This is a genomic window from Arthrobacter zhangbolii (assembly GCF_022869865.1).
Classification (GTDB): domain Bacteria; phylum Actinomycetota; class Actinomycetes; order Actinomycetales; family Micrococcaceae; genus Arthrobacter_B; species Arthrobacter_B zhangbolii.
This window is the reverse complement of sequence record NZ_CP094984.1, coordinates 1,137,646-1,161,250: the sequence shown is the minus strand read 5'-3', so window position 1 is coordinate 1,161,250 and position 23,605 is coordinate 1,137,646. Positions and strand designations below refer to the sequence as shown.

The 23,605-nt window shown below is 64.5% G+C and carries 23 protein-coding genes; 13 read left to right on the top strand and 10 right to left on the bottom strand.

All coding sequences use genetic code 11. From position 1 onward, the window contains the following. Nucleotides 1-82: 82 nt before the first annotated feature. Genes MUK71_RS05395 through MUK71_RS05380 form a run of 4 tightly spaced genes read right to left on the bottom strand, consistent with a single transcriptional unit; the run spans nt 83 to nt 3,644 of the window. A complete protein-coding gene (locus tag MUK71_RS05395; RefSeq protein ID WP_227904315.1) occupies nt 83-1,231 on the bottom strand; it encodes an adenylate/guanylate cyclase domain-containing protein in 1,149 nt (382 codons plus the stop codon). Then, nucleotides 1,224-1,793: a PH domain-containing protein gene (locus MUK71_RS05390; RefSeq protein WP_227928945.1), complete on the bottom strand. Its 570-nt coding sequence runs from the start codon at nt 1,791-1,793 to the stop codon at nt 1,224-1,226. The genes MUK71_RS05395 and MUK71_RS05390 overlap by 8 nt, the downstream gene beginning before the upstream one ends. 48 nt (nt 1,794-1,841) lie before the next feature. Next, nucleotides 1,842-2,726 (bottom strand): biotin--[acetyl-CoA-carboxylase] ligase, encoded by an 885-nt coding sequence (locus MUK71_RS05385; protein WP_244802830.1) that lies wholly within the window; start codon nt 2,724-2,726, stop codon nt 1,842-1,844. 60 nt (nt 2,727-2,786) lie between these two features. Then, entirely contained in the window at nt 2,787-3,644 is an 858-nt protein-coding gene (locus MUK71_RS05380; protein ID WP_227904312.1) for an SDR family oxidoreductase, read from the bottom strand. Between the two features lie 250 nt (nt 3,645-3,894). Here MUK71_RS05380 and MUK71_RS05375 point away from each other — a divergent pair, with 250 nt between their 5' ends. From MUK71_RS05375 to MUK71_RS05355, 5 genes are all read left to right on the top strand, one after another. Then, nucleotides 3,895-5,490: an acyl-CoA carboxylase subunit beta gene (locus MUK71_RS05375; protein WP_227928943.1), complete on the top strand. Its 1,596-nt coding sequence runs from the start codon at nt 3,895-3,897 to the stop codon at nt 5,488-5,490. Then, nucleotides 5,487-5,720 carry an acyl-CoA carboxylase subunit epsilon gene (locus MUK71_RS05370; protein ID WP_227904310.1) on the top strand — a complete coding sequence of 78 codons (234 nt, stop codon included), beginning with the start codon at nt 5,487-5,489 and terminating at the stop codon, nt 5,718-5,720. The genes MUK71_RS05375 and MUK71_RS05370 overlap by 4 nt, the downstream gene beginning before the upstream one ends. Before the next feature lie 45 nt (nt 5,721-5,765). Then, entirely contained in the window at nt 5,766-7,493 is a 1,728-nt protein-coding gene (locus MUK71_RS05365; protein ID WP_227928942.1) for a DUF885 domain-containing protein, read from the top strand. A gap of 181 nt (nt 7,494-7,674) precedes the next feature. After that, nucleotides 7,675-9,126 carry a dicarboxylate/amino acid:cation symporter gene (locus tag MUK71_RS05360; RefSeq protein ID WP_227928941.1) on the top strand — a complete coding sequence of 484 codons (1,452 nt, stop codon included), beginning with the start codon at nt 7,675-7,677 and terminating at the stop codon, nt 9,124-9,126. Between the two features lie 118 nt (nt 9,127-9,244). Further along, a complete protein-coding gene (locus tag MUK71_RS05355; protein ID WP_227928940.1) occupies nt 9,245-9,880 on the top strand; it encodes a Maf family protein in 636 nt (211 codons plus the stop codon). A gap of 68 nt (nt 9,881-9,948) precedes the next feature. Here the strand turns inward: MUK71_RS05355 and MUK71_RS05350 are convergent, their stop codons facing one another. Then, complete coding sequence (locus tag MUK71_RS05350; RefSeq protein WP_227904306.1) at nt 9,949-10,140, bottom strand: hypothetical protein; 192 nt, start codon at nt 10,138-10,140, stop codon at nt 9,949-9,951. Between the two features lie 294 nt (nt 10,141-10,434). Here MUK71_RS05350 and MUK71_RS05345 point away from each other — a divergent pair, with 294 nt between their 5' ends. Next, nucleotides 10,435-12,240: an acetyl/propionyl/methylcrotonyl-CoA carboxylase subunit alpha gene (locus MUK71_RS05345; protein WP_227904305.1), complete on the top strand. Its 1,806-nt coding sequence runs from the start codon at nt 10,435-10,437 to the stop codon at nt 12,238-12,240. Between the two features lie 74 nt (nt 12,241-12,314). Here MUK71_RS05345 and MUK71_RS05340 read toward each other — a convergent pair whose 3' ends face one another. Both MUK71_RS05340 and MUK71_RS05335 read right to left on the bottom strand, forming a co-directional pair. Further along, a complete protein-coding gene (locus MUK71_RS05340) occupies nt 12,315-13,733 on the bottom strand; it encodes an MFS transporter (protein ID WP_227904304.1) in 1,419 nt (472 codons plus the stop codon). 179 nt (nt 13,734-13,912) lie between these two features. Further along, entirely contained in the window at nt 13,913-15,319 is a 1,407-nt protein-coding gene (locus MUK71_RS05335; RefSeq protein ID WP_227904303.1) for an NAD(P)H-quinone dehydrogenase, read from the bottom strand. A gap of 93 nt (nt 15,320-15,412) precedes the next feature. On the opposite strand from MUK71_RS05335, the gene MUK71_RS05330 reads away from it, so the two are divergent. From MUK71_RS05330 to MUK71_RS05320, 3 genes are read left to right on the top strand one after another with little or no spacing between them, the layout of a single operon-like run. Further along, nucleotides 15,413-16,213: a purine-nucleoside phosphorylase gene (locus MUK71_RS05330; protein ID WP_227904302.1), complete on the top strand. Its 801-nt coding sequence runs from the start codon at nt 15,413-15,415 to the stop codon at nt 16,211-16,213. A gap of 42 nt (nt 16,214-16,255) precedes the next feature. After that, a complete protein-coding gene (locus MUK71_RS05325) occupies nt 16,256-18,025 on the top strand; it encodes a phospho-sugar mutase (RefSeq protein ID WP_227928938.1) in 1,770 nt (589 codons plus the stop codon). 17 nt (nt 18,026-18,042) lie between these two features. Then, nucleotides 18,043-18,600: a dihydrofolate reductase family protein gene (locus MUK71_RS05320; protein ID WP_227928937.1), complete on the top strand. Its 558-nt coding sequence runs from the start codon at nt 18,043-18,045 to the stop codon at nt 18,598-18,600. A 15-nt stretch (nt 18,601-18,615) separates the two neighbouring features. Here MUK71_RS05320 and MUK71_RS05315 read toward each other — a convergent pair whose 3' ends face one another. The 3 genes from MUK71_RS05315 to MUK71_RS05305 all read right to left on the bottom strand — a co-directional run bounded on the left by MUK71_RS05315 (nt 18,616) and on the right by MUK71_RS05305 (nt 21,818). After that, on the bottom strand, nt 18,616-20,190 hold the full coding sequence (locus MUK71_RS05315; RefSeq protein ID WP_227928936.1) for a putative bifunctional diguanylate cyclase/phosphodiesterase: 1,575 nt from the start codon (nt 20,188-20,190) through the stop codon (nt 18,616-18,618). Next, nucleotides 20,187-20,633 (bottom strand): DUF7793 family protein, encoded by a 447-nt coding sequence (locus MUK71_RS05310; protein WP_227904298.1) that lies wholly within the window; start codon nt 20,631-20,633, stop codon nt 20,187-20,189. The genes MUK71_RS05315 and MUK71_RS05310 overlap by 4 nt, the downstream gene beginning before the upstream one ends. Before the next feature lie 156 nt (nt 20,634-20,789). After that, complete coding sequence (locus MUK71_RS05305; protein WP_227928935.1) at nt 20,790-21,818, bottom strand: hypothetical protein; 1,029 nt, start codon at nt 21,816-21,818, stop codon at nt 20,790-20,792. A gap of 233 nt (nt 21,819-22,051) precedes the next feature. On the opposite strand from MUK71_RS05305, the gene MUK71_RS05300 reads away from it, so the two are divergent. From MUK71_RS05300 to MUK71_RS05285, 4 genes are all read left to right on the top strand, one after another. Beyond that, nucleotides 22,052-22,192, top strand: a complete 141-nt coding sequence (locus tag MUK71_RS05300) for a hypothetical protein (RefSeq protein WP_227928934.1) — start codon at nt 22,052-22,054, stop codon at nt 22,190-22,192. Nucleotides 22,193-22,325: 133 nt separating this feature from the next. Further along, entirely contained in the window at nt 22,326-23,000 is a 675-nt protein-coding gene (gene deoC / locus MUK71_RS05295; protein WP_227904296.1) for a deoxyribose-phosphate aldolase, read from the top strand. A gap of 41 nt (nt 23,001-23,041) precedes the next feature. Continuing rightward, nucleotides 23,042-23,293, top strand: coding sequence for a hypothetical protein (locus MUK71_RS05290; protein ID WP_227904295.1), 252 nt, complete (start codon nt 23,042-23,044; stop codon nt 23,291-23,293). A gap of 161 nt (nt 23,294-23,454) precedes the next feature. Continuing rightward, nucleotides 23,455-23,592: a hypothetical protein gene (locus MUK71_RS05285; protein WP_227904294.1), complete on the top strand. Its 138-nt coding sequence runs from the start codon at nt 23,455-23,457 to the stop codon at nt 23,590-23,592. Nucleotides 23,593-23,605 lie beyond the last annotated feature (13 nt).

Sequence of the window (23,605 nt, the reverse complement as noted above, 5' to 3'; positions counted from 1 at the left end):
TTACAGTATCTCTCCATACACTAACCGACGGCAGGCACCCGGCGGTCCGGTGGAAATGGCGCGTCGGCCATTCGATGCGCGGCTAATCCAGGACAAGCCCGGAACCGGTACCCCGGGCCAGGGTTACCGGATGGATCTCGCCGAACCCTCGCACGTTGCGCGGCTGGTGCGGAATCAGCACAAATCGGGGATTATCCTTCAACGCCGCCGCAGTGGAGGCATCCGTGAGGACTGTCCCCGGTTCGGCCAGCGATGTCAGCCGGGAGGCGAGGTTGACGGTGGGACCGTATATGTCGCCCAGACGTGACAGGACGCGCCCCCATACCAGCGAAACCCGGGCGGAGGGAAGCAGCTCATCCTCAGTGAAGGCCTTCGCGAGGGCGAGGGAAATCTCCGCGCCGGCCTCGGGGGTTTCGGCGTTAAAGAGGACTTCGTCGCCGATGGTCTTGACCAGCCGTCCGCCGCCCACGGAAATGATTTCGGCACATTTGTGCTCAAAGCGCTGGACCATCTGCGCCAGGGTCTTTTCGTTCATCTGGCGGGACAGGCTGGTGTAGGAGACCAGGTCCGCGAAACCGACGGCGCGTGCCAGCGGCAGCGGCGCGTCGTCCGAGGCGCTCCCGTCATGGCTGGCCAGTCCGGCCTCCGCGCGCAGGGCCAGACGCTGGATGGCAGCATTGAGCTGGCGCTTCCAGGCGTACACGAGGGTTTTTTCCAGCGGTTCAATCAGGGCCGGCAGTGCCGCAACAAGATTCCTGCGGGCCTCAGCATCGGTGATGCCGCGGGTGGACACCATCTCCTCCACCAGTGCCTCAACCTGCCAGACAACCATTCGGTCTGTCATCTGGCCGATGGATCGCATGATGGAAATCGCGGCTTCCTCGGTGAGCTGCTCATCGCGCACCAGCTCAATCACGGTGCTTAGGGCCTCCCGGTCCTGTTCCGTGAAGAAGACCGCGTCGTCGTCAAGGTTGGGGAAGCCCATGGCACGCCAAAGCTTGCGGGCAGAGAGCAGGGACACCCCGGCTTCGGCAGCCGCTTCGCGGCGCTTCAGGGTGCGGGGTCCGCCGATCAGCTGCGCTTCCAGCCGGCGGACATCCTCGCGGTCTATTTCGGTTCCGGTGTCCGCCATTGAATAGTCCGGCCGGGACGGCTTGACCGCCGGCAGGGACAGCGTCATCGGTTCGGGATGGCTCGCGGGTCCGGACTCACCGTGGCCGGCGTCAGTCATAGTCCCTCCCTTCATAGTCGTATCCCCCGTCTCCCTCAATATCTACACCATCAAACATGGCAGTCAGTGGCAGCTGGCCTATGGCGGAAACCACAAGGGACCGGAAACGGTGTACCTCCGGCACCGCCGGATACTGCATAATCCGGCCGTGGCCCAGGTCGAGGACGAGGGTGCCGCTGCGCTGCATCCGGTCTGTGACCGTCTGCCTGATCTCGAGCTGGTAGATCGCTGCCAGGGCAATTTCGTGTTCCCGGCGCAGCAGCACTCCCTGCCGGCGGATCAGCCTGCGGTCGGTCAGGATGATCCGGCCGGTAAACCAGCGAAGTACGGGCGGCAGACAGTAGCGCAGCAGTACAAGCAGGCCCAGCACAACGACGGCGGGCTGCAGGTACGGGCTCCACTCCGCCAGTTGGCCGGGCAGGGTATCCCTGCCCAGCCAGCCCAGCGCATACCCTGCCGCCGCGCCGGTTGCCCCCGCCAGGGCCAGCGGTTTCCAAAGCGAACGTGCATGCGGGCGCCCGGCGGCAATGATGTACTCCCCCTGAGAGAGCCTTACACGCACGCGGCTGCCCTCCCGACTGCGGGAAGTACCGGACTCAACGGGCCGGCCTCATGCCGGCTCGGCGCGCAGGTGTACCACGTCCGCCGCAGAGACGGTGTGCGGAGCGCCGGCACCGTCAACGATGACCAGCGCACCGGTGGCGGCCAGTGCCACGGCCCGGCCGGTAAGGACGCCGCCGCCGGGGAGCTGCGCGCGGACATCGCGGCCCACGGTGGACAGGCGGGCCATGATCTGTTCCCGCAGAGATGCCTGCCCGTCCGGTGCGGCCTCCGGATCTCCGTCCACGGAACAGAAGGCACGGTACTTTTCGGCCAGGGCCAGCAGGTAGTCCTGGAGCAGGATGTTGCGGTCAGTGGTGGAGGCATACTCCATCAGCAGACTGGTTGCCGTGGGCACCGGCAGGTCTTCGTCGGTGAGACTGACGTTCAGGCCTGTGCCCACCACTGCGGCCGGCGGCGACCCGTCGGAAAACGGAACGAGCTGGGCCAGGACGCCTGCAAGTTTACGGTTGTCCACCATGACGTCGTTGGGCCACTTCAACCGGGCTTCGACGCCGGTGCGGGCGGCCACACTTTCAGCCATGGCCAGGGCCGCGAGCAGGGAAAGCCAGCCGTAGGAGGACGTGGGCAGCGGACGGCCTTCGGCATTTACCGGCCGGAACAGCACACTGACAAAGAGTGAGGAACGCTCGGGGGCAACCCAGCTCCGGTCCAGGCGCCCCTTGCCTGCGGTCTGCAGTTCGGCGGTGAGGACCGTGAGGTCGGACGCTGCCGAGGGGCGCAGGCGGGCGGAGTCCGCCAGGTCGGAGTTGGTGGACCCGGTTTCCTGCACCACGTCCAACGCGGCGTAAGGCCCGTTGGGGGCCACCAGCGCCGCCCTGAGGCGGTCCGGGTCCAGGCCCGGTCTTTCCATGCTGGAGTAGTGCAGTTGCATGCCTTCGATCTTACGCGGGCGCCCGGACATTCCCGGGCGCCCGGCTCAGGACGGAGCGGTTTAGAGGAAGAAGTCCTGCATCAGCTTCTCTGCGGGTACGCCGGGGGCGTAGCGGTCAAAGTCGGTCACGCCCTCCTGGCGCAGCACCTCTTCATCGGTGAAGAAGTTGCCGGTTGAAGAGCGGCTGGGCCGGGTAAGGATGGCATGGGCGGCATCAGCCATGATGTCGGCGCTGCGCGAGGCCGCGGCCAGCTTCTCCCCGCCGGGCATATTGCGGATGGCAGCGGTATCAATGCCGGTGACCGGCCACAGGGAATTCACGGCAATGCCGTCGTTCTTCAGCTCCTCCGCCAGGCCCAGGGTGGTCAGGGACATGCCGTATTTGGCCATGGTGTAGGCCAGGTAATTGCCCGCCCACTTCGGATCCAGGTTCAGGGGCGGGGACAGGGTGAGGATGTGCGGATTGTCGGAGCGGCGCAGGGCTTCCAGCGAGAACTTCGAGAGCATAAAGGTGCCCCGCGTGTTGATGTCCGCCATAAGGTCATAGCTCTTCATGGTCACGGCGTCGGTGCCGGACAGGTCAATGGCGGAGGCGTTGTTCAGGACGATGTCGATCCCGCCGAACTGCTTCACGGTTTCCTCCACGGCGCGTGCAACATCTTCGTCGCGGCGCACATCACCAATGATGGGCAGTGCCTTGCCGCCGGCAGCTTCGAGCTGCTCGGCCGCAGTGTAGACAGTGCCTTCCAGCTTCGGGTGGGGCTCTGCCGTCTTCGCCAGCATGGCGATGTTGGCGCCGTCCGCGGCTGCACGCAGCGCGATGGCAAGTCCGATACCGCGGCTGCCGCCGGACATCAGGATGGTGCGTCCGGCCAGGGACCGCGACGTCGTTTCCGGAGTGTTGTTGGGGATGCTCATAGCATGAGGGTAATGCACCTCACGTCGATGTTACTAGTGAGTAACATCGACGCGTCCGTGTCCGTCCGGACGGCGTCCAACCAACCGTCATGGATACAAATTGTAGGTTTTCTACACTCACTCCCGGCGGACCGGCTCACTAGACTGGGTGAACCGTCACATTCTTTGTGCGGAACCTACTTAACGCCTTGGACGGCCGCCTCCCCCGGATGGCCGGACAGGGTCTGAATCTGCACACCGGAGGCCACCTTTGAGTATTGATCAGGACCTGTTCCTGCACACGACGGCGGGGAAGATCGCGGAGTTCCGCCGCCGCCAGGCAGAGGCCGAGGTGCCCTCCGGGCCTGCCGCCGTCGAGAAGCAGCATGCCCGCGGCAAGCACACCGCCCGTGAGCGCATTGAGCTGCTGGTGGATGCCGGGTCCTTCGTGGAATTCGATGCTCTGGCCGTGCACCGGTCCACCGCCTTCGGGATGGAGAAGAAAAAGCCCCTGGGCGACGGCCTGGTCTCGGGCTACGCCACAGTGGACGGACGGCCCGTGGCGGTCTACGCCCAGGACTTCACTGTGTACGGCGGCTCACTCAGCCAGGTCAACGGCGAGAAGATCGTCAAGGTCCAGGAATTCGCACTGCGCAACGGCTGCCCGGTGGTCGGCATCCTCGACGGCGGCGGTGCCCGCATCCAGGAGGGTGTCGCCTCGCTGGCAATGTTCGCCGATATCTTCCGCAACAATGTCCATGCCTCCGGCGTCGTCCCCCAGATTTCCCTGATCATGGGCCCCTCCGCCGGCGGGGCTGCCTACTCCCCCGCGCTTACCGACTATGTGGTCATGGTGGACAAGACCTCACACATGTTCATCACCGGACCCGACGTCATCAAGACCGTCACCGGCGAAGACGTGGACATGGAAACCCTGGGCGGCGCCCGGCAGCACAACGCCAACACCGGCACCTCCACCTACCTCGCCTCCGATGAAGAGGACGCCATCGAGTTTGTCCGGGAACTGCTGGATTTCCTGCCCTCCAACAACCTTGCCGAGGCACCGCTGACGGCCTTCGAGCAGGATCCGGAAGTCACCGACGCGGACCTGGCGCTGGACGAACTGATTCCGGATTCCGCAAACCAGCCCTACGACATCCGTGCCGTGATCGAAAACGTGCTGGATGACGGGCACTTCCTGGAGATGCAGGCCCTCTATGCGCCCAACGTCATCATCGGCTACGGCCGGATAGAAGGGCACACGGTGGGCATCGTGGCCAACCAGCCCATGCAGTTCGCCGGCACCCTGGACATTGCCGCGTCCGAGAAGGCCGCCCGTTTTGTGCGCAACTGCGACGCGTTCAACATCCCCATCCTGACCTTTGTGGATGTTCCGGGCTTCCTGCCGGGCAAGGACCAGGAGTTCAACGGCATTATCCGCCGCGGCGCCAAGCTGCTCTACGCCTATGCCGAGGCCACCGTGCCCAAGCTGACCGTCATTACCCGCAAGGCCTACGGCGGCGCTTACATCGTGATGGGCTCCAAGAAGCTCGGCGCGGACATCAATCTGGCCTGGCCCACCGCGCAGATTGGCGTCATGGGCGCCCAGGGCGCCGTGAACATCCTCTACCGTGCACCGCTGAAGGCCGCCGCCGACGCCGGGGAAGACGTTGATGAGGTCCGGCGCCAATACATTGAGCAGTATGAAGACAAACTGCTCAACCCGTACCAGGCGGCCCAGCTGGGCTACGTGGACGCCGTCATCGCCCCGTCCGACACCCGCCTGCAGCTGATCCGCGGACTGCGGGCCCTGCGGGACAAGCGGGCTTCCCTGCCCGCCAAGAAGCACGGGAACATGCCGCTGTGAGTGTCGAGAACGCACCTTTGGAACCGGCAGCGGCCGAACCACTGCTCTCCGTGCTGGCCGGCAACCCCACGGCGGAAGAGCTGGCAGCGCTGACGGCCGTTGTCGCCGGGCTTGGTTCGCAGGCTCCGGCCCCGGCCGTCCGGCAGCCATACCGGGCGTGGGCCCGGCGACGGATGCTTAGCCTTGCACCCACACCGGGTCCGGGTTCATGGCGGCGCAGTTTCCGCTGACATGAATTAGGCCCCTGCACCCGGTGTGCGGTTAGGCTACCGCCTGTGACCCAACAGACATCATCTTCCGAGTCTCTGCCCGCCGCTGGCCATGTTCCGGTCCGCCAGCCGACCGCCATCGACGCCGTTGCCGATGCGTTCACCAACACCCTCCTGCAGCTGGATCCGTCCTTCGCCACTTCCCTGGGCATCCCGGGAAGGGAGACCGAGTACGCCGATTATTCGCCTGCCGGACTGGAATCCTCTGCCGAAGCCATCCGCGAAACCCTCGGCCGGCTGGACGGCCTGGAACCGGCGGATGACGTGGACCGGGTAACACTGGACGCCATGCATGAACGGCTGGGCCTGGATCTGGAGATCCACGAGTCCGGCTGGGACCTTGCCGACCTGAACAACATCGCCTCCCCGGCACAGGGAATCCGGAGCATCTTTGACCTGATGCCCACGGAAACCGAAGAGCAGTGGCGCCACATTGCCGGCCGGCTGAACAACGTTGATGACGCCGTCGCCGGATACATCACCAGCCTGCGCAGCGGACTGGAGCGTTCGCTCGTGGCTGCGCGCCGGCAGGTGAAGATCGTCATTGAGCAGGCTTCTGCCTACGCCGAGGACGGCGGGTACTTCGACGCCCTGGCAACCAACGCAGCCCTGCCCGGCGGGGAACCGCTGTCCGAGGGGCTGCGTGCGGAACTGCGCACCGGCGCCGAATGCGCCCGCCGCGCCTACCTCAACCTGGCCACCTTCCTTGAAGACGAACTGCTCCCCGCAGCCCCGGAAAAGGACGCCGTGGGCCCGGAACGGTATGCCCTCTTTTCCCGCCAGTTCCTCGGGTCCGCTGTCGATCTGGAGGAAACCTACCGGTGGGGCGTGGAGGAACTGGACCGCATCATCGCCGAGCAGGAAGCCGTTGCCGAACAGATCCGCCCCGGCGCCACCGTGGAGGAAGCCGTCGCCATCCTCAACAAGGACCCGGCCCGCCAGCTGCACGGCACCGAGGAGCTGCGTGCCTGGATGCAGGGACTGGCGGACCGCGCCGTTGAGGACCTGGCCGGTTCACACTTCGAAATCAGCGAACCCATGCGCCGCATTGAGTGCATGATTGCCCCCACCCAGGAGGGCGGCATCTACTACACCGGGCCCAGCGAGGACTTCTCCCGCCCCGGACGCATGTGGTGGTCCGTCCCCGCCGGTGAAGACACTTTCACCACTTGGGCTGAAACCACCACGGTTTACCATGAGGGCGTTCCCGGGCACCATCTGCAGATTGCGACGGCGACTGCTGCCCGCGGGCTGCTCAACGCCTGGCGGCGCAATGTCTGCTGGGTTTCCGGACACGGGGAAGGCTGGGCGCTCTACGCCGAACGGCTGATGGACCAGCTGGGCTACCTGAGCGATCCCGGCGACAAGATGGGCATGCTGGACGCGCAGCGGATGCGTGCCGCCCGGGTGGTCTTCGACATCGGCGTCCATCTGGAACTGGAAATTCCGGCACGCTGGGGCGAGGGTACCTGGACCGCTGAAAAGGGCTATGACTTCCTTCGGCAGAACATGTCCATCAGCGAAGGGCAGCTGAACTTCGAGTTCACCCGCTACCTCGGATGGCCGGGACAGGCCCCCTCCTACAAGCTCGGCCAGCGTCTCTGGGAGCAGATCCGGGACGAAGTCCGCACCCGTGAAGGCGACGCCTTTGATCTCAAGGCGTTCCATACCCGCGCGCTTCAGCTGGGCTCGGTGGGGCTGGACACCCTGCGCAGGGCACTCCTGGACGACTGAGTTCGGCGGTCAAACAGGGATATTGGTCACAGCGGCCCGGGGAATAACCCGGGCCGCTGCCCCGCTGCCCAGATCCGGCGCGGATCCTGACCTCCCGAGCCTGATTGAACTGCGGTTTGCCGGCGTAATATTTCGCAACTTTCGCGCCCGTCTGGTAATGGACTCCGGCTAGAGTCTTTCCGTGACCTCACAGACCTCCTCCCCTGAAACCCCCGCCCGGCGGCTGCCCCGATGGGTGACCTCCTTCGGACCGCAGATCATTGCCGCCCTCATTGCGGGCCTGGCCCTGGGCCTGCTGGCCAAGTCAATGGGCACGGCCGGTGACGAGCCGAACTGGCTGACCACCACCTTGAACACCATCGGCACCAGCTACGTGTCGCTGCTCAAGGCCGCCGTCGTGCCGCTGATCTTCACCGCCGTCGTCAGCTCCATCGCCAACCTGCGCGCCGTCTCCAATGCGGCCCGGCTGGCATGGCAGACCCTGCTCTGGTTCGCCATCACGGCACTGATCAGCGTGGTCATCGGCATCCTGCTCGGTGTCCTGCTGCAGCCCGGCAGCAACGCCGATGTTGAACCGGCCGAGGAGTACCAGGGCAGCCAGGGCAGCTGGCTCGGCTTCCTGACCGGACTGATCCCGGCGAACTTCCTGGGCCTGGGTGCCAGCTCCAAGATGGCTGAATCCGGTGCGCTGACCACCAGCGTCAGCTTCAACGTGCTGCAGATCCTGGTCATCGCGATCGCTGTCGGCATCGCAGCCCTGAAGGTGGGCAAGGCCGCAGAGCCCTTCCTTAACCTGAACGCCTCCGCGCTGGCCGTCATCCAGAAGGTGCTGTGGTGGATCATCCGCCTGGCTCCGGTGGGCACCGTCGGCCTGATCGGCACGGCCGTGGCCACCTACGGCTGGGACACCATCGGCTCCCTGGGCATGTTCGCCCTGACCGTCTACATCGGCCTGGCACTGGTGCTGTTCGGCGTCTACCCGGTGCTGATCAAGGCACACGGCCTCTCCATCCGCCAGTGGTTCTCCGGCGCCTGGCCAGCCATCCAGCTGGCCTTCGTTTCCCGCTCCTCCGTGGGCACGCTGCCCCTGACCCAGCGGGTCACCGAACGCAACCTTGGTGTCCCCCGCGCCTACGCCTCCTTCGCCGTGCCGCTGGGCGCCACCACCAAGATGGACGGCTGCGCCTCGATCTACCCGGCCGTCTCGGCCATCTTCGTGGCACAGTTCTTCGGCATCGATCTGGGCTTCAAGGAGTACCTGCTGATCGCCCTGGTCTCCGTCCTGGGCTCGGCCGCGACCGCCGGAACCACCGGCGCCGTCGTTATGCTGACGCTGACGCTGTCCACCCTGGGCCTGCCGCTGGCCGGCGTCGGCCTGCTCCTGGCCATCGACCCGATCCTGGACATGGGCCGGACCGCCGTGAACGTGGCCGGACAGACCGTGGTGCCCACCTTGGTGGCCAAGCGCAACGGGCTGCTTGATGCCGGTCTCTACGGCGCCAAGCGACAGGGCGATCCCTTCGCCGACGACTCCGAGCAGATCGAGGTCCCGCAGGTGGACGTACGCCAGGACGCGGCACCCCGCGATGCTGCCCCCAAGGATACGGCCCAGGTCACCGAATCCCGGAGCTGATCCACCCCGCATCCCGAACGCCGGGCCGCCCATTTACCGGGCGGCCCGGCGTTCGGCGTTTTAACGCTGTTCCCCACCGGTTACCGTGCCGGTTCGCGCCAGCACTAGGCTGGATGCCGTGACCAACCCGAACCTGAGCCTCATTCTGGCCTCCGCCTCCCCCGCCCGTACCAAGCTGCTGACCGATGCCGGCATTTCCCACTCCGTCCTGGTGTCGGACGTGGATGAAGATGCCGTCACCGCCCGCTATGGCCTCACCGATCCGCATGACACCGCCCTGCTGCTGGCCCGCGCCAAGGCCGAGGCCGTGGCTGCTCTTCCCGACGCCGAGGGCGCCCTGGTGATCGGCTGCGATTCGGTCTTCGAGTTCGACGGCGAAGCGCACGGCAAACCCTGGGAGGCTGACGTTGCCCGCGAACGGATCCGCCGCATGAGCGGATCCTCCGGCGTCCTGCACACCGGACACTGGCTGGTGGACTGCCGCGACACGGATGAGGACGGCTCGGGAGCGACTCTCGGAGCCGTGAGTTCCGCCGAGGTGCACTTCGCGAAACTCACCGAAGATGAAATCGAGGCGTACATAGCTACGGGTGAGCCGCTGCAGGTGGCTGGGTCCTTCACCATCGATTCCCTCGGCGGCGCGTTCATCGAGCGAGTCGACGGCGATCCCCACGCCGTCGTCGGGCTTTCCGTCTCCACGCTGCGCCAGCTGTTGGCCAGCGCCGGGGTCCGGATTATCGACCTCTGGAAGTAACCCGCTTCAACACCCGCCGGTAGTACAGATAACGGCCTTATCCGGTGTCCAAAAGCGCGTTATCTGTACTATCGATGCCGGCTGAGGCCCCTGGTCATGGCCTGCTGGGCGGTTTTGAGCGGGACCAGGACCAGGCGCGGTGGACCAAAGCTCCGACGGTGCTCACTGACAATCTGGTCTGCCATCACTATGGGTTCATTCCGTGTCAGCATCCCGGCGCAGTCCAACCAGGTGCGGGCAACAGCCGTGGAATGGCTCACGACGGCATCAGGGTCAGATCGATGTACGGCCGGCAGCTTGCCGCAAGACGAAACGACCCGTCTGCAGGCACCCGGATGGAGCGGCTGGGAACACGGAGATCCGAAGCCCGCAACCTCCCGCGACTTAGCCCCAGCGGTTCAGCGGCTGGCAGGGTGAAGGGTGCGGCAACGACGCCTCCTTTGTAGAATCCCCACAACTATCCGGTACCTCCCACGCAGAAACAGCACGCATTATGGCTCATCACCACAAAACCGCGCTAGGCTCCGAACAGATCAAAAGGAGCCAGTGCACCAATGAGCCAGAACACCCCCGAGCCTTCCGCGACAGCCGCCAAGGCACTCACCAAGATCCTCATTGCCAACCGCGGCGAGATTGCCGTACGGGTCATCCGCGCCGCGCGGGACGAAGGCATTGCGGCCGTTGCCGTCTACGCGGATCCCGACCGCGATGCCCTGCACGTGCGCCTGGCCGATGAAGCCTATGCACTGGGCGGCAGCACTGCTGCCGAATCCTACCTGGACATGGACAAAATCCTGGACGCGGCTGCCCGCTCCGGCGCTGATGCCATCCATCCCGGGTACGGTTTCCTGTCCGAAAATGCGGAGTTTGCCGCGCGCGTCATCGACGCCGGCCTCACCTGGATCGGCCCCTCGCCCAGCGCCATCTCCTCCCTCGGAGATAAGGTCCAGGCCCGCCATATTGCCGCCAAGGTCGGTGCCCCGTTGGTACCCGGCACCCCGGACCCGGTGGAAACCGCACAGGACGTGCTGGACTTCGCCGACCGGCATGGCCTGCCTCTGGCCATCAAAGCTGCCTTCGGCGGCGGCGGACGCGGCATCAAGGTGGCACGCAGCCGCGAGGAAATCCCCGAAATGTTCGAATCGGCCGTCCGTGAGGCCACAGCCGCCTTCGGCCGCGGCGAGTGCTTCATTGAGCGTTTCCTCGACGCGCCCCGCCACGTGGAAACCCAATGCCTGGCCGATGCCTACGGCAACGTTGTGGTTGTTTCCACCCGTGACTGCTCCCTGCAGCGCCGCAACCAGAAACTTGTTGAGGAAGCTCCTGCGCCTTTCCTCACCGAAGAGCAGAACGCCAGCCTTTACGCGGCCTCGAAGGCAATCCTCAAGGAAGCCGGCTACCAGGGCGCCGGAACCTGCGAGTTCCTCGTGGGTACGGACGGCACCATTTCCTTCCTCGAGGTGAATACCCGGCTCCAGGTGGAACACCCGGTATCCGAAGAGGTCACGGGCCTGGACCTGGTCCGGGAGCAGTTCCGCATCGCCCGCGGCGAAGCCCTGGGCTACAACGACCCCGAAATCCGCGGCCATGCCTTTGAATTCCGCATCAACGGCGAGGATCCCGGGCGCAACTTCATGCCCGCACCCGGCACGGTCACGGCATTCAAACTGCCCACCGGCCCCGGCGTACGTGTGGACTCCGGCATTGAAGCCGGTGAAACGGTGGGCGGGAACTTCGATTCCATGCTTGCGAAGCTCATTGTCACCGGTGCCACCCGCCAGCAGGCACTGCAGCGTGCCCGCCGCGCACTGGCGGAAATGGATGTGGCCGGTCTGCCTACCGTGCTGCCCTTCCACCGCAGCGTTGCTGCGCATCCGGCGTTCACCGCCGAGGACGCGTTCGGCGTCCACACCCGCTGGATCGAGACGGATTTCGCCAACACGATTCCGGTCTGGGACGGCGAGGCCGGCGCGGCGAACGACGACGACGAGCGCCGCCGCGTGACGGTGGAAGTGGGCGGAAAACGCCTCGAGGTTGTGCTGCCGGCGGGCCTCGGTGCACCGGCAGCGTCCAACGGTGCCCGCAACGGCTCGAACGGCAAGGGCCGGAAGCGTTCCCGCGGCGGCGTCTCCACTGCAGCCGCCGGTGATGACCTGACGTCCCCGATGCAGGGAACCATCGTCAAGGTGGCCGTGGAAGACGGGTCGGCTGTCCGTGAGGGTGACCTGGTGGTGGTGCTGGAGGCCATGAAGATGGAGCAGCCCATCACGGCCCACAAGTCCGGCACAGTCACCGGCCTGACGGCAGCTCCCGGCGCCACGGTCTCCGCCGGCGCGGTCATCGCTTCCATCCGGGACTAGGCCCGGACAGCGCCACATACGAAAGGCCCGGCTCCCCCTGTTCGGGGAGCCGGGCCTTTCGCATTTGAACGGACCTAGGAAGCCTTCACGGTCTCACTTGAGTTGTTCTCGTAATCGACGTCGCGGGTCTCCCTGGTGACGAACAGGGCAATCAGGGTCAGTACGGCCATGGAGCTGAGGTAGATGCCCACCAGCCACGGGCTGCCGTCCGCTGCCTGCCACAGGGCGACGGCAATGAACGGCGCCACGGCTGCGCCCAGGATGGAAGAAACGTTGTAGGCAATGGCCGATCCGGTGTATCGGACGTTCGTGGGGAAGAGCTCCGGCAGCATGGCACCCATGGGACCGAAGGTCAGGCCCATCAGGGTGAAACCGATGATCAGCAGGGTCATCACACCGGCGGTGCCGCCGTCGAACAGCGGAGCGAAGCTGAACCCGAAGAGGAAGATGGCCCCGGTCACGGCCAGCAGCGTCTTGCGGCGGCCGAACTTTTCAGCCAGCGGGCCGGAGACCATCGTGAAGATGCCGAAGAACACCACACCCACAATCAGCATGATCAGGAAGTCGTTGCGGGCGTAGCCAAGGCCGGGGGCAAAGGACTCGGGGTCGAAGATCTTGCCTGCCTTTTCAGCGGCCGCACGGGCCGCCTCCTCGGTTTTCGCTGCCGTGCCGTAGGAGAGGGTGAACGTGGTCATCAGGTAGAAGAGCACGTAGGTGGCCAGCATGATGAAGGTGCCGGCAATCATGGCGCGCCAGCTGAACCGGAAGACCCGGCCCAACGGCAGCTTGCTGACTTCGCCGGAGTCCACGGCCTTCTGGAAGGCAGGGGTTTCCACCAGCTTCATGCGTACGTACAGGCCGATGATGACCATCACGGCGCTGGCGAGGAACGGGACACGCCAACCCCAGGAATCGAACTGCTCGTTGTCCAGGTTGATGCTGAGGATCAGGAAGAGGCCGTTGGCCAGGATGAATCCGATGGGAGCACCCAGCTGCGGGAAGGTTCCCCAGACAGCGCGCTTGTTGGCCGGCGCATTCTCGGTGGCCAGCAGTGCTGCACCGCTCCACTCGCCGCCGAGCGCCAGGCCCTGGGCGAAGCGCATAACCACCAGCAGGGCCGGAGCCCAGAAGGACCAGCCGGACATCTCGGCGGTGGGCAGGCAGCCGATGAGGAATGTGGCAATGCCCATGGTCAGCAGGGATGCCACCAGGGTTCCCTTGCGCCCGACCTTGTCACCGAAATGTCCGAAAATGATCGACCCGAGCGGGCGGGCAATGAAGGCGACCCCGAAGACCGCGAACGAGCTCAGCAGGGCCGTTGCGCCCTCCGCATTGGGGAAGAACAGCCTGGGGAAGACCAGGACGGCGGCGGTCGCATAGACGTAAAAGTCGTAGAACTCGATGGAGGTGCCAACAAGGCTGGCAACTACCACGCGGCTCTTGGAATTGGCCTTTGCCGGCGCCTGCGCCGTGGAGGGATTCGTAGTAGACATTTGGTGGTCTTTCGCAAGAGGAATTGAAGTATCCACATCGTAGGAGCCCGCGTCCGTTATCTGAGACTCGTGTCCACATATTGGACTAATATTTCTTTCCGGAGCCGCAGACGGCACAAAAAAACCCGCGCCCGGGACGGATATTCCGTCCCGGGCGCGGGATATACAAGCGTAGAACGCTACATGTGTACGTGCAGGCGCCGTGCAGCCTCGGAAATGGAACCGGTGAGGGACGGGTAGACCGTGAAGGTGTTCGCCAGGTCATCCACGTGCAGCTTCTGCGAGACGGCAATGGCAATCGGGAAGATGAGCTCGGAGGCACGCGGTCCCACCACTACACCGCCAATTACCGTGCCGGAGCCCTTGCGCGAAATGATCTTTACGAAGCCCTCCTGCACATCCATCATCTTGGCCCGCGCATTGGTGTGCAGCGAGAGCTTGATGACGTCGCCCTGATAACGGCCTTCGGCGACGTCGGACTCGCTGACGCCTACCGAGGCAATTTCCGGTGACGTGAAGATGTTGGAGGCCACCTGCTTGAGCTTGAGCGGCTTCACGCCGTCGCCCATGAGGTGGGCCACGGCAATACGTCCCTGCATGGCGGCCACGGAGGCAAGGTTGAACACGCCGGTGCAGTCACCTGCGGCGTAGACGTTCGGCGCCGTGGTGCGGGAGACGCCGTCGACCTTGATCTGTCCGCGGTCATCCAGCTGGATGCCGGCTTCCTCAAGCCCGATTCCGGCGGTGTTGGGGATGGCACCCACGGCCACCAGGCAGTGGCTGCCTTCCACGGTGCGGCCGTCGGATAGCGTCACGAGCACGCCCTGGCCGGTATTCTTCACCGAATCTGCGCGGGAACGGTTCAGGACTGTCATGCCGCGGGCCTGGAACACGTCCTCGAGGACGACGGCGGCGTCGGCGTCTTCGCCCGGCAGCACGCGGTCGCGGCTGGAGATCAGCGTGACCTTGGTGCCCAGCCCGTTGTACGCGGAAGCAAACTCAGCACCTGTCACACCGGAGCCGATGACGATCAGGTGTTCGGGCACCTCGGTCAGGTTGTAGATCTGCTTCCAGGTGAAAATGCGTTCGCCGTCGGGCATGGATGTCTCCAGCTCGCGCGGGTTCGCACCGGTGGCGATCAGCAGCGCCTCCGCTTCAACGGTTTCCACGCTGCCGTCCGCTGCCGTGACCTCGATGGTGTGGTTGTCCAGCAGCCGGCCGTCGCCGATTTTGACCTTCACTCCCACCCGCTCAAGGGTGCGGCGGATGTCATTTGACTGCTCCTTGGCCAGTGCCAGCAGACGGTGGTTGACCACCTTCAGGTCTGCGTACACCGGGGACTCGACGTCGCCGAATTCCACTCCGAGGTTTCGTGCAGCGGTCAGGCGTGTCATCACGTCCGCCGTCGCGATCAGCGTCTTGGAGGGGACAACGTCGGTCAGCACCGCGGAGCCGCCCAGGCCCTGCCGCTCTACAACGGTTACGTCCGCTCCGAGGGAAGCCGCTACCAGAGCAGCTTCGTAGCCGCCGGGGCCTCCTCCAAGAATCGCAATTTTCCGGGCAGTAAAATCTAGTTGGCTCGTCACAAGGCTCTATTCTGTCCCATCCAGTGACGGCGCTCAAACGGTGCCCTTTCGCAGTGCGCCCAGCCCCCATCCATTACACGGTAGGTTGGTTAAGTGACTAACGACCCATTTGAACTTGCCCAGCAGGCCGCCGACTACATTGCCGAGCACACTGGCGTGCCCTCCCATGACATCGCCCTGGTCCTCGGCAGCGGCTGGGGGGAAGCGGCCGAGCTGATCGGCGAGACCACCGCAACCCTGTCCGCCGCGGATATTCCCGGTTTCTCGGCCCCCGCAGTGCAGGGCCATGTGGGCACCATCCGCTCCGTACTCACCACTGACGGCAAGCGTGCACTGGTGCTCGGCGCCCGCACCCATTACTACGAGGGCAAGGGTGTCCGCGCCGTCGTCCACGGTGTCCGGACCGCGGCAGCAGCCGGCGCCAAGGTCATGGTCCTGACCAACGGCTGCGGCGGGCTGAACCCGGACTGGCAGCCCGGCACCCCGGTGCTGATCAGCGACCACCTGAACCTCACGGCAACGTCGCCGCTTGAAGGTGCCACGTTCGTGGACCTGACCGACCTCTACTCCTCACGCCTGCGGGACGTTGCCCGCAGCGTGGACCCCACCCTGGATGAGGGCGTCTACGCCCAGTTCACCGGCCCGCACTATGAGACCCCCGCCGAAGTCCGCTACGCCAAGACCATCGGGGCGGACCTCGTGGGAATGTCCACCGCACTGGAAGCCATTGCAGCCCGCCACGCCGGCATGGAGGTTTTCGGCATTTCCCTGGTAACCAACCTCGCCGCGGGCATCAGCCCGGTGGCGCTGAGCCACCAGGAAGTGCTGGAGGCCGGACAGGCTGCCGGCCCGCGTATTTCCAAGCTGCTCGCCGAGATCATCAACCGCATCTAGCCGGCAATCTTCAACCGGCCACCCCAACCGTAGGTACACATCATGACTAGCAACCCCGTTGAACTGGACGCACTCACCGCCGCTGCGCGGGCATGGGCGGACAGTGACCCCGATCCGGACACCGCCCGCGAGCTGCGCTCACTCCTGCGCACCCTTGAAGGCGGTGAAGGCACAGAGGACGAAGTTGCCGCAGCTGCCCTGGACCTGGCAGACCGGTTCGCCGGCACACTGGAGTTCGGCACCGCCGGGCTCCGGGCCGCCCTTGGCGCCGGCCCGCGCCGGATGAACCGGGTGGTGGTGCGGCGCACCGCTGCCGGCATCGCTTCCTTCCTGCAGGAGACCGCCGGGGACAACTGGACCCCAAGCGCGGTCATTGGGTACGACGCCCGGCACAAATCCAAGGATTTCGCTCTGGAAACCGCTGCGGTCTTCGGCGCGGCAGGCATCGAAACCTTCCTGCTGCCCTGCACGCTGCCGACGCCGCTGCTGGCCTACGCGGTCCGCGCCCTGGACACGGATGCCGGCGTAATGGTCACGGCGAGCCATAACCCCGCACTGGACAACGGCTACAAGGTCTACCTCGGCGGACGCACCGTGAAGGGGCCTGGCCGCGGCGCGCAGATCGTGACACCCTACGACGCCGAGATCGCGGCACGGATTGACTACTCGACGCCGCTGGGCTCCATCGACCTGGCACCGGACGGCTACACCGAGGTGTCCGAGTCCCTGATTGCGGATTACATCGGAGCGGTGGACCGGCTGATGCATGCCGAGGGCTACCCGGAACGGGACCTGGACATTGTCCTCACACCGATGCATGGCGTCGGCGGAGAGACCATGACCGCGGTGCTGCGCGGTGCCGGGTTCACCAAGGTGAAGCTGGTGCCGGAGCAGGCCCTGCCCGATCCGGACTTCCCCACCGTGGCCTTCCCCAACCCGGAGGAACCCGGTGCCCTGGACCTGGCACTGAAGCTGGCCAAGGAACGAAACGCGGATCTGGTGCTGGCCAATGATCCCGACGCGGACCGCGCCGCTGTCGCGGCAAAGGATCCCGCCACGGATGAATGGCGGATGTTGCGCGGTGACGAGGTGGGTGCCCTGCTGGGCCGCCACATAGCCCGCAGGATTGCCGCCGGACGCTGGAAGGTTCGGGGCGAGAAAACCCGCTCGAATGTGGTTTTCGCGAACTCGATTGTCTCCTCCCGTCTTCTGGCCCGCATCGCCGAGTCTGCCGGGTTCGCTCACCAGGAAACCCTCACCGGCTTCAAATGGATCTCCCGGGTGCCCAAGCTGACCTACGGGTACGAAGAGGCGCTGGGCTACTGCGTGGCCCCGGGCCTGGTCCGTGACAAGGACGGCATCTCCGCCGGTGTGCTGCTGGCAGAGCTGGCAGCCTCGCTGAAGGCCGCCGGGCGGACGCTGTTCGATGAGCTCGACGACCTGGCGCTGGAGCACGGGCTGCACCAGAGTGACCAGCTCTCGGTGCGGGTGGACAACCTTGCCCTCCTCACGGAAATGATGGACCGGCTGCGAGCGAACCCGCCCGCATCCTTCGCCGGCTCGCCGGTGGAAACCGCCGTCGATCTGGCCGAAGGCGCGGACGGCCTGCCGCCCACAGACGGCCTGCGGTACATTACCCGGGATGGCACCCGGGTCATCATCCGTCCCAGCGGAACCGAGCCAAAGCTCAAGTGCTACCTCGAGGTCATTGAACCTGTGGGATCGGCAGACGACCTGCCGGCGGCGCGGTCCAAGGCGCGGGAGTCGCTGGATGCCGTGCTGGCAGATGTCAGGGTGGCCCTGGGACTGTAACCAGGCAGGAGGCCGGCATGGGACGGCTGATCTATACGGCAATCACTTCGCTGGACGGCTATGTCGCTGACGAGTCAGGTTCCTTCGACTGGAGCATGCCCGATGAGGAAGTGCACCGCTTCGTCAACAACCTGGAACGCGGCGTCGGCACGCAGCTCCTCGGCCGGCGGATGTATGAGGTGATGTCCTATTGGGACACCGTGGAGACAGAGAACGAACCGGCGGCTGTGCAGGACTATGCCCGCATCTGGCGGGGAGCGGAGAAGGTGGTGTTTTCCCGCTCCCTCGCCGGAGTCTCCGCGCCGCTCACCCGTCTGGAACGTGAGTTCGATCCGGACGCCGTGCAACGGCTCAAGGCGGAGTCCGACGCCGATCTCTCAGTGGGCGGAGCAGAACTCGCCGGCCAGGCGCTGCGGACCGGGCTCGTTGACGAACTGCAGCAGCTGCTCTCCCCCGTGATTGTCGGCGGTGGCCGGCATTTCCTGCCTGCGGGGCTGCGGCTGGAGCTGGACCTGCAGGAGGAGCGCCGGTTCGGTAACGGTGTGGTGTTTCTGCGCTACCTCGTGCGGAACTGACGTCCGGGCGGGCGCCTAGGCAACCAGTTCGGTTGCCAGCGGCAGCCGGCTGCCACTGGCAAGGAGGGTGCCTACCTGCTTCTCGTTGATGGGCCGGCTGAAGTAGTAGCCCTGTCCGCTGCAGCATCCCATCTCGCGCAGCTTCCCCGCCTGCTGTTGTGTCTCGATCCCTTCGAACACCGCTTCCATCCCGGCCGCCCGGATCAGCTGATGCACGGCGTCCACGAACTTCAGCTGTCCCTCGTCACCGCAGATGTCCGCGATCAGCGTCCGGTCCACCTTGACCGTGTGCACAGGCAGCCGGCGCAGGTAACTGATGGAGGAATAGCCGGTGCCGAAATCGTCAATCTCCAGGCGGACGCCAAGCGCCTTGAGCGAGCGCATTGAGTAGGTCTCCACATCCCCGCTGCCCACAAAGGCACTCTCGGTGATTTCCAGGACCAGCTCCTGGGGTGATGCCCCCGTGTCGCGCAGGACCGAGCGGACATAGTCCACCAGGTCCATGGCCTGCAGCTCGGCCGCACTGACGTTGACCCGAACGTGGAAATCTTCCCGGTGCTCTGCGTGCCTGCGCCACTCGGCGAGCTGTTCCAGCGCCTTACGCAGCACCCAGCGTCCGATCTGCAGAATCGCACCGCTTTCCTCCGCGAGGGGGATGAACATGTCCGGCATTACCAGGCCCTGGGCCGGGTGCTGCCAGCGGACCAGGACCTCCACGCCCTGCATGTGGCCCGTCACCAGATCAACAACGGGCTGGTACACCAGACGCAGCTCGTCACGCTCCACTGCGCTGCGCAGTTCAGAGGCCATTTCACGCCGCAGCTGCCGGGCGTACAGCATGACCGGCTCAAAGGACCGCACCAGACCCGGCCCTTCTTCCTTGGCAACGTACATAGCGGTATCGGCGCACAGCAGCAGGTCGTCAGCGGTTTGGCCCGTTTCTGCCACGTGGACGCCGATGCTGGCGCGCGGCCAGACATCCAGTTCCTCGACCTTGGTCCGGATTCCCAGTGCATTCTGGATCCGTTCGGCCACTCCGCGGGCAGAAAGGCGCCCGACGGCGGGAACCAGCACGGCGAACTCGTCGCCGCCCAGCCGCGCAACGGAGCTCCCCTCCGGCACCGAGGCAAGCAGGCGTGCTGCCACCTCCTGCAGCACCACGTCCCCCGCGTGGTGCCCGAAGCTGTCATTGATCTCCTTGAAGCCGTCAAGGTCGATCATCAGCACGCCGGGCGCCGATGGGCCGCCATCCCAGTTCATCAGTGCCTGCTGCACATGCTGCATCAGTGCGATGCGGTTGCCCAGCCCGGTCAAGGGATCGGAGAGGGCCATGCGCTGCATCTGCCTGTGAGCTTCACGGAGTTCCAGCGTCCGGGTTTCCACCCGCTGCTCCATGTCCTGGTAGATGTCGTCCAGCTCGGAGGCAAGCAGATTGATGCCGGTGCTGACAGCATCGATCTGGTCACGGGCAGGGGAAACCGGGATCTTGGAGGTCAGGTTCCCGGCAGCGATGCTGACAATGCCCTCGACAATCCGGTCAAGGCGCGGGTCCTCCGGCAGCTGGCCGGACTCAGTTGGTGCGTCTGTCATGGTGCGTGCCGTTTCAGCCAATCCAGTGCGTCTTTTTCACGGGAAAAATACCGTGTGGGGCAGGGCTGGACTTCACCGCCCAGCAGGAAATTGGCTATCACCCTGTCCACGGGAGATATGCCGATCACTGCAACGGCGGACAGGGAACGGGCTGCACTGAAAATGTCCCGGGCGGTACGGGAAATGGATTCCACACCTGTCAGGGTGAGCAGCAGCGGCAGGCGCCGGACGCCGGCCAGGTTCTCGATCTCCTGGGCTGCTTCTGCAGCCATGGCTCCGGTAACCACTTGTCCGGGCGGCAGTACCAGCGTGATTTTGCCGTCCGCTGTCATACCCACCCGGGCACTCTCCGCGAGCGGTTCCGCACGCATCTCCTCTGCGGCGTCCATACGTTCCGGATGGTTCCCGGGACTGCTTTCCTGCACCGTATTCTGTCTTGCCATAGCTCCCCCAAGTCGCCGCGCAGGACCTCAATGCAGCGGATTTGCCATTTCGGTCTGGAGGACGGATTGGAGCTTGCCTGACCAGACCTGTAACCCTGTTTGTATTGTGCGCCCTCGATGCTTAAATATCGAGTTATTGTCGCGACGTGTCTCGCCTTATCGAGCCGACTGCCCAAGGGCGTCTCTAATTTTCCGCGAATCGGCCGCCAGCACCTCGGCTCCTACCTCGGTAAAGATGCGTTCGCTTTTCTGCGCGCATTCCATGGCAGCAGCTTCCTGCCCCAGTGCGTCGAGGCAGCGGGCGCGCAACTGGAGCGTGCGCCCCAGGAGGAAGGGGTAAGGACCGGCTACTTTGGCCTCTATCGGAATCAGCAGCTCGTCAGCCTTGTTAGGATTTCCAGTCTCGAGCTCCCACCAGGCCCGGGTGATCTCCAGCTCGAGCAAGTCGCTTTCACCAGCACCGGTGATGCCCAGCGCAACCTCTGCGCGCTCAATACACTCAAGCGTGTCGCTTTCCAATAAACCTGCAAACAACCGCATGTGGGCTGACGCCTTATTGAAGAGTCCCCACTGAGTTACATCATTTATAGACGCCAACGCTTGGCTCGCCAGTTGGTGGTATTTCACTCCTTCACGGTCCTTGCCCGCCATGAAGCCCACATTGCCTATAGTCCAGTTCGCCAAGCCGGCCACCTTGGGACTGCAGTCCCCACGCGCCATTTCAGAGAGGTTGAGCGCTTCCTTCCAAGCTGCCTCGAGGTCCCCCTCCTCTGCTAAAGCTGCAACGAGTCCGTGCTGACTGCTCAACCTGACTTCGAGTGATCCATGATCATCAGCTTCTTCGGACGCGTCCAAGGCCACGGACAAAGCAGCCTCCATGTCGCCCTTGTTTTGCAGCGCCCGAGAGAGAAGGACTTTAGCCTTTGCCTGGAGATCAGGATAGGAAGCCACCGCGTCCGATGCGACAAGGGCGCGAGTGGTCACGGCGGATTCATCCAGGTAACCAAGTTCGTACTGCAAAGTTGCAACGTTGAACATCATTCGGCAATACCCCCAGTCATCGTTGCCCTCGACCGCTGCTTGCACTGCGCAGTGCGAATACTCAATGGCCTCGACGTAGTCCCGTCGTTCCTGTGCCTGTTGAGCGCGATATTCATTGAGGATGAAGACTTTTTTGCTATCCACGCGTATACCTTTTTCCCTAATGACCAGAGCGGGACACGATTTCGTATTCGAAACGACCTCGACCAACGCAAGAATTGGACGATTCCCACGTTCATGCGCCTAACGGTACCTCTTCGGCAACATCTGCTCAGTATTCCCTAAATTTTCCGACGGACGTAAATACCTCGTCCCATAGGTGGCTATACTCCAATTGTCTTGCATACAAGACCGACGATCGCATAAGGAGCACAACAATGAAGAAACTGGGTGCAGCACTGGCACTTGCCGCTGTTATTGCAGGAGCAGGAGTAGCAGCGCCGGCCACGGCGGCCGCTGCTCCGCTTTCTCCCTCCAACAACGTTGTTAAGCCTTACGGCATGTGGCCGAACGCGTAATACCGCCAGCCGCAATGGCCCGGACTCCCTTCGAATTAGGGAATCCGGGCCATTGCTGTTTCACGTGCAGGCCCCACGGCCCCGGAAATCTTCGCATCCCGTTAACCGTGCCGCCCTATGGCAAAATGGATTCATGCCTACCCCTATTGCCTCTTACATCGACCACACGCTCCTGAAGCCGGAGGCCAGCCGCGAGGACATCCTCAAGGTCTGCGCGGAGGCAGCGGAATACGGTTTCAAGTCCGTCTGCGTGAATCCCCTCTGGGTCGGCACCGTCCGCACTGCGCTCAAGGGCAGCGGTGTGCTCACCTGTTCCGTCATCGGGTTCCCGCTCGGAGCCACCACCACCGAAGTCAAGGTGTTCGAAGCCCAGGGAGCCCTCCAGGACGGCGCGGACGAGATCGACATGGTCATCGATATTGCCGCCGCCCGCCGGAATGACAAAACCGCCCTGGTCCGCGACATTGCCGCCGTTGCCGACGCAGTGCATGCTGCCGGCGGCATCCTGAAGGTCATCATCGAAACGTCGCTGCTCAATGACGAGCAGAAAGTCCTTGCCTGTGAGGCATCCGTTGAGGCCGGGGCGGACTTCGTCAAGACCTCCACCGGATTCAACGGCGGCGGTGCCACCGCTGAGGACGTTGCCCTGATGCGCCGCACCGTCGGACCCGACCTTGGTGTAAAGGCCTCGGGCGGGGTGCGTTCGCTCGAAGATGCCCAGGCAATGATCGACGCCGGAGCCACGCGTATCGGAGCCAGCTCAGGAATCGCTATTGTTAAGGGAAGCAAAGCCACGTCGGACTACTGACCCGCGAAGCTACAGAACACTTTTTGAAACGGAGAACTCCCATGGTTGGAACACGGTCGAAGCAGCCGACGCACTCGGGTGAGGGCCATCTGGTCAGCAACCTCATCACCTTTACCGTACTTTTCGCGCTCTTCTGCGGCGCTCTGTACTCGCTGAACTGGCTGACCCTGGGCAACGTCTGGCCCATGGCGATCCTGCTGGTAGTCGGCACCGCCGTCTACCTCGTGGCCTTCAGCATCGGCCGCTCCGACACCACCACGGAGCTGGCGAAGGGCTACTCGCACAACGAGTAAGTACCACCGACACACACTGATGCACCCGGACCGAGGCGGTCCGGGTGCATCAGTGTTTAAGCACCAGGTAGTGGCACGGTTCAAGCACTAGGTAGTGCCCGTTAGCAGGCAGGTAGGTCCTACTCTTAGCGCCCCATACGGCTTTTCCCTAGATTCTGCACATGACTACCATGATGACCCGCAGGGAATGGCGCCGGGACAGGGCACGGCAGCAGCGCATCACGTTCGTCGGTTACGCGGTACTCGCCTCCTGTGTGGTGGCTGCCGCCGTGCTTTTCGTGGTTGCCCTTACCGGCTAGCCGGGTTGCCCGC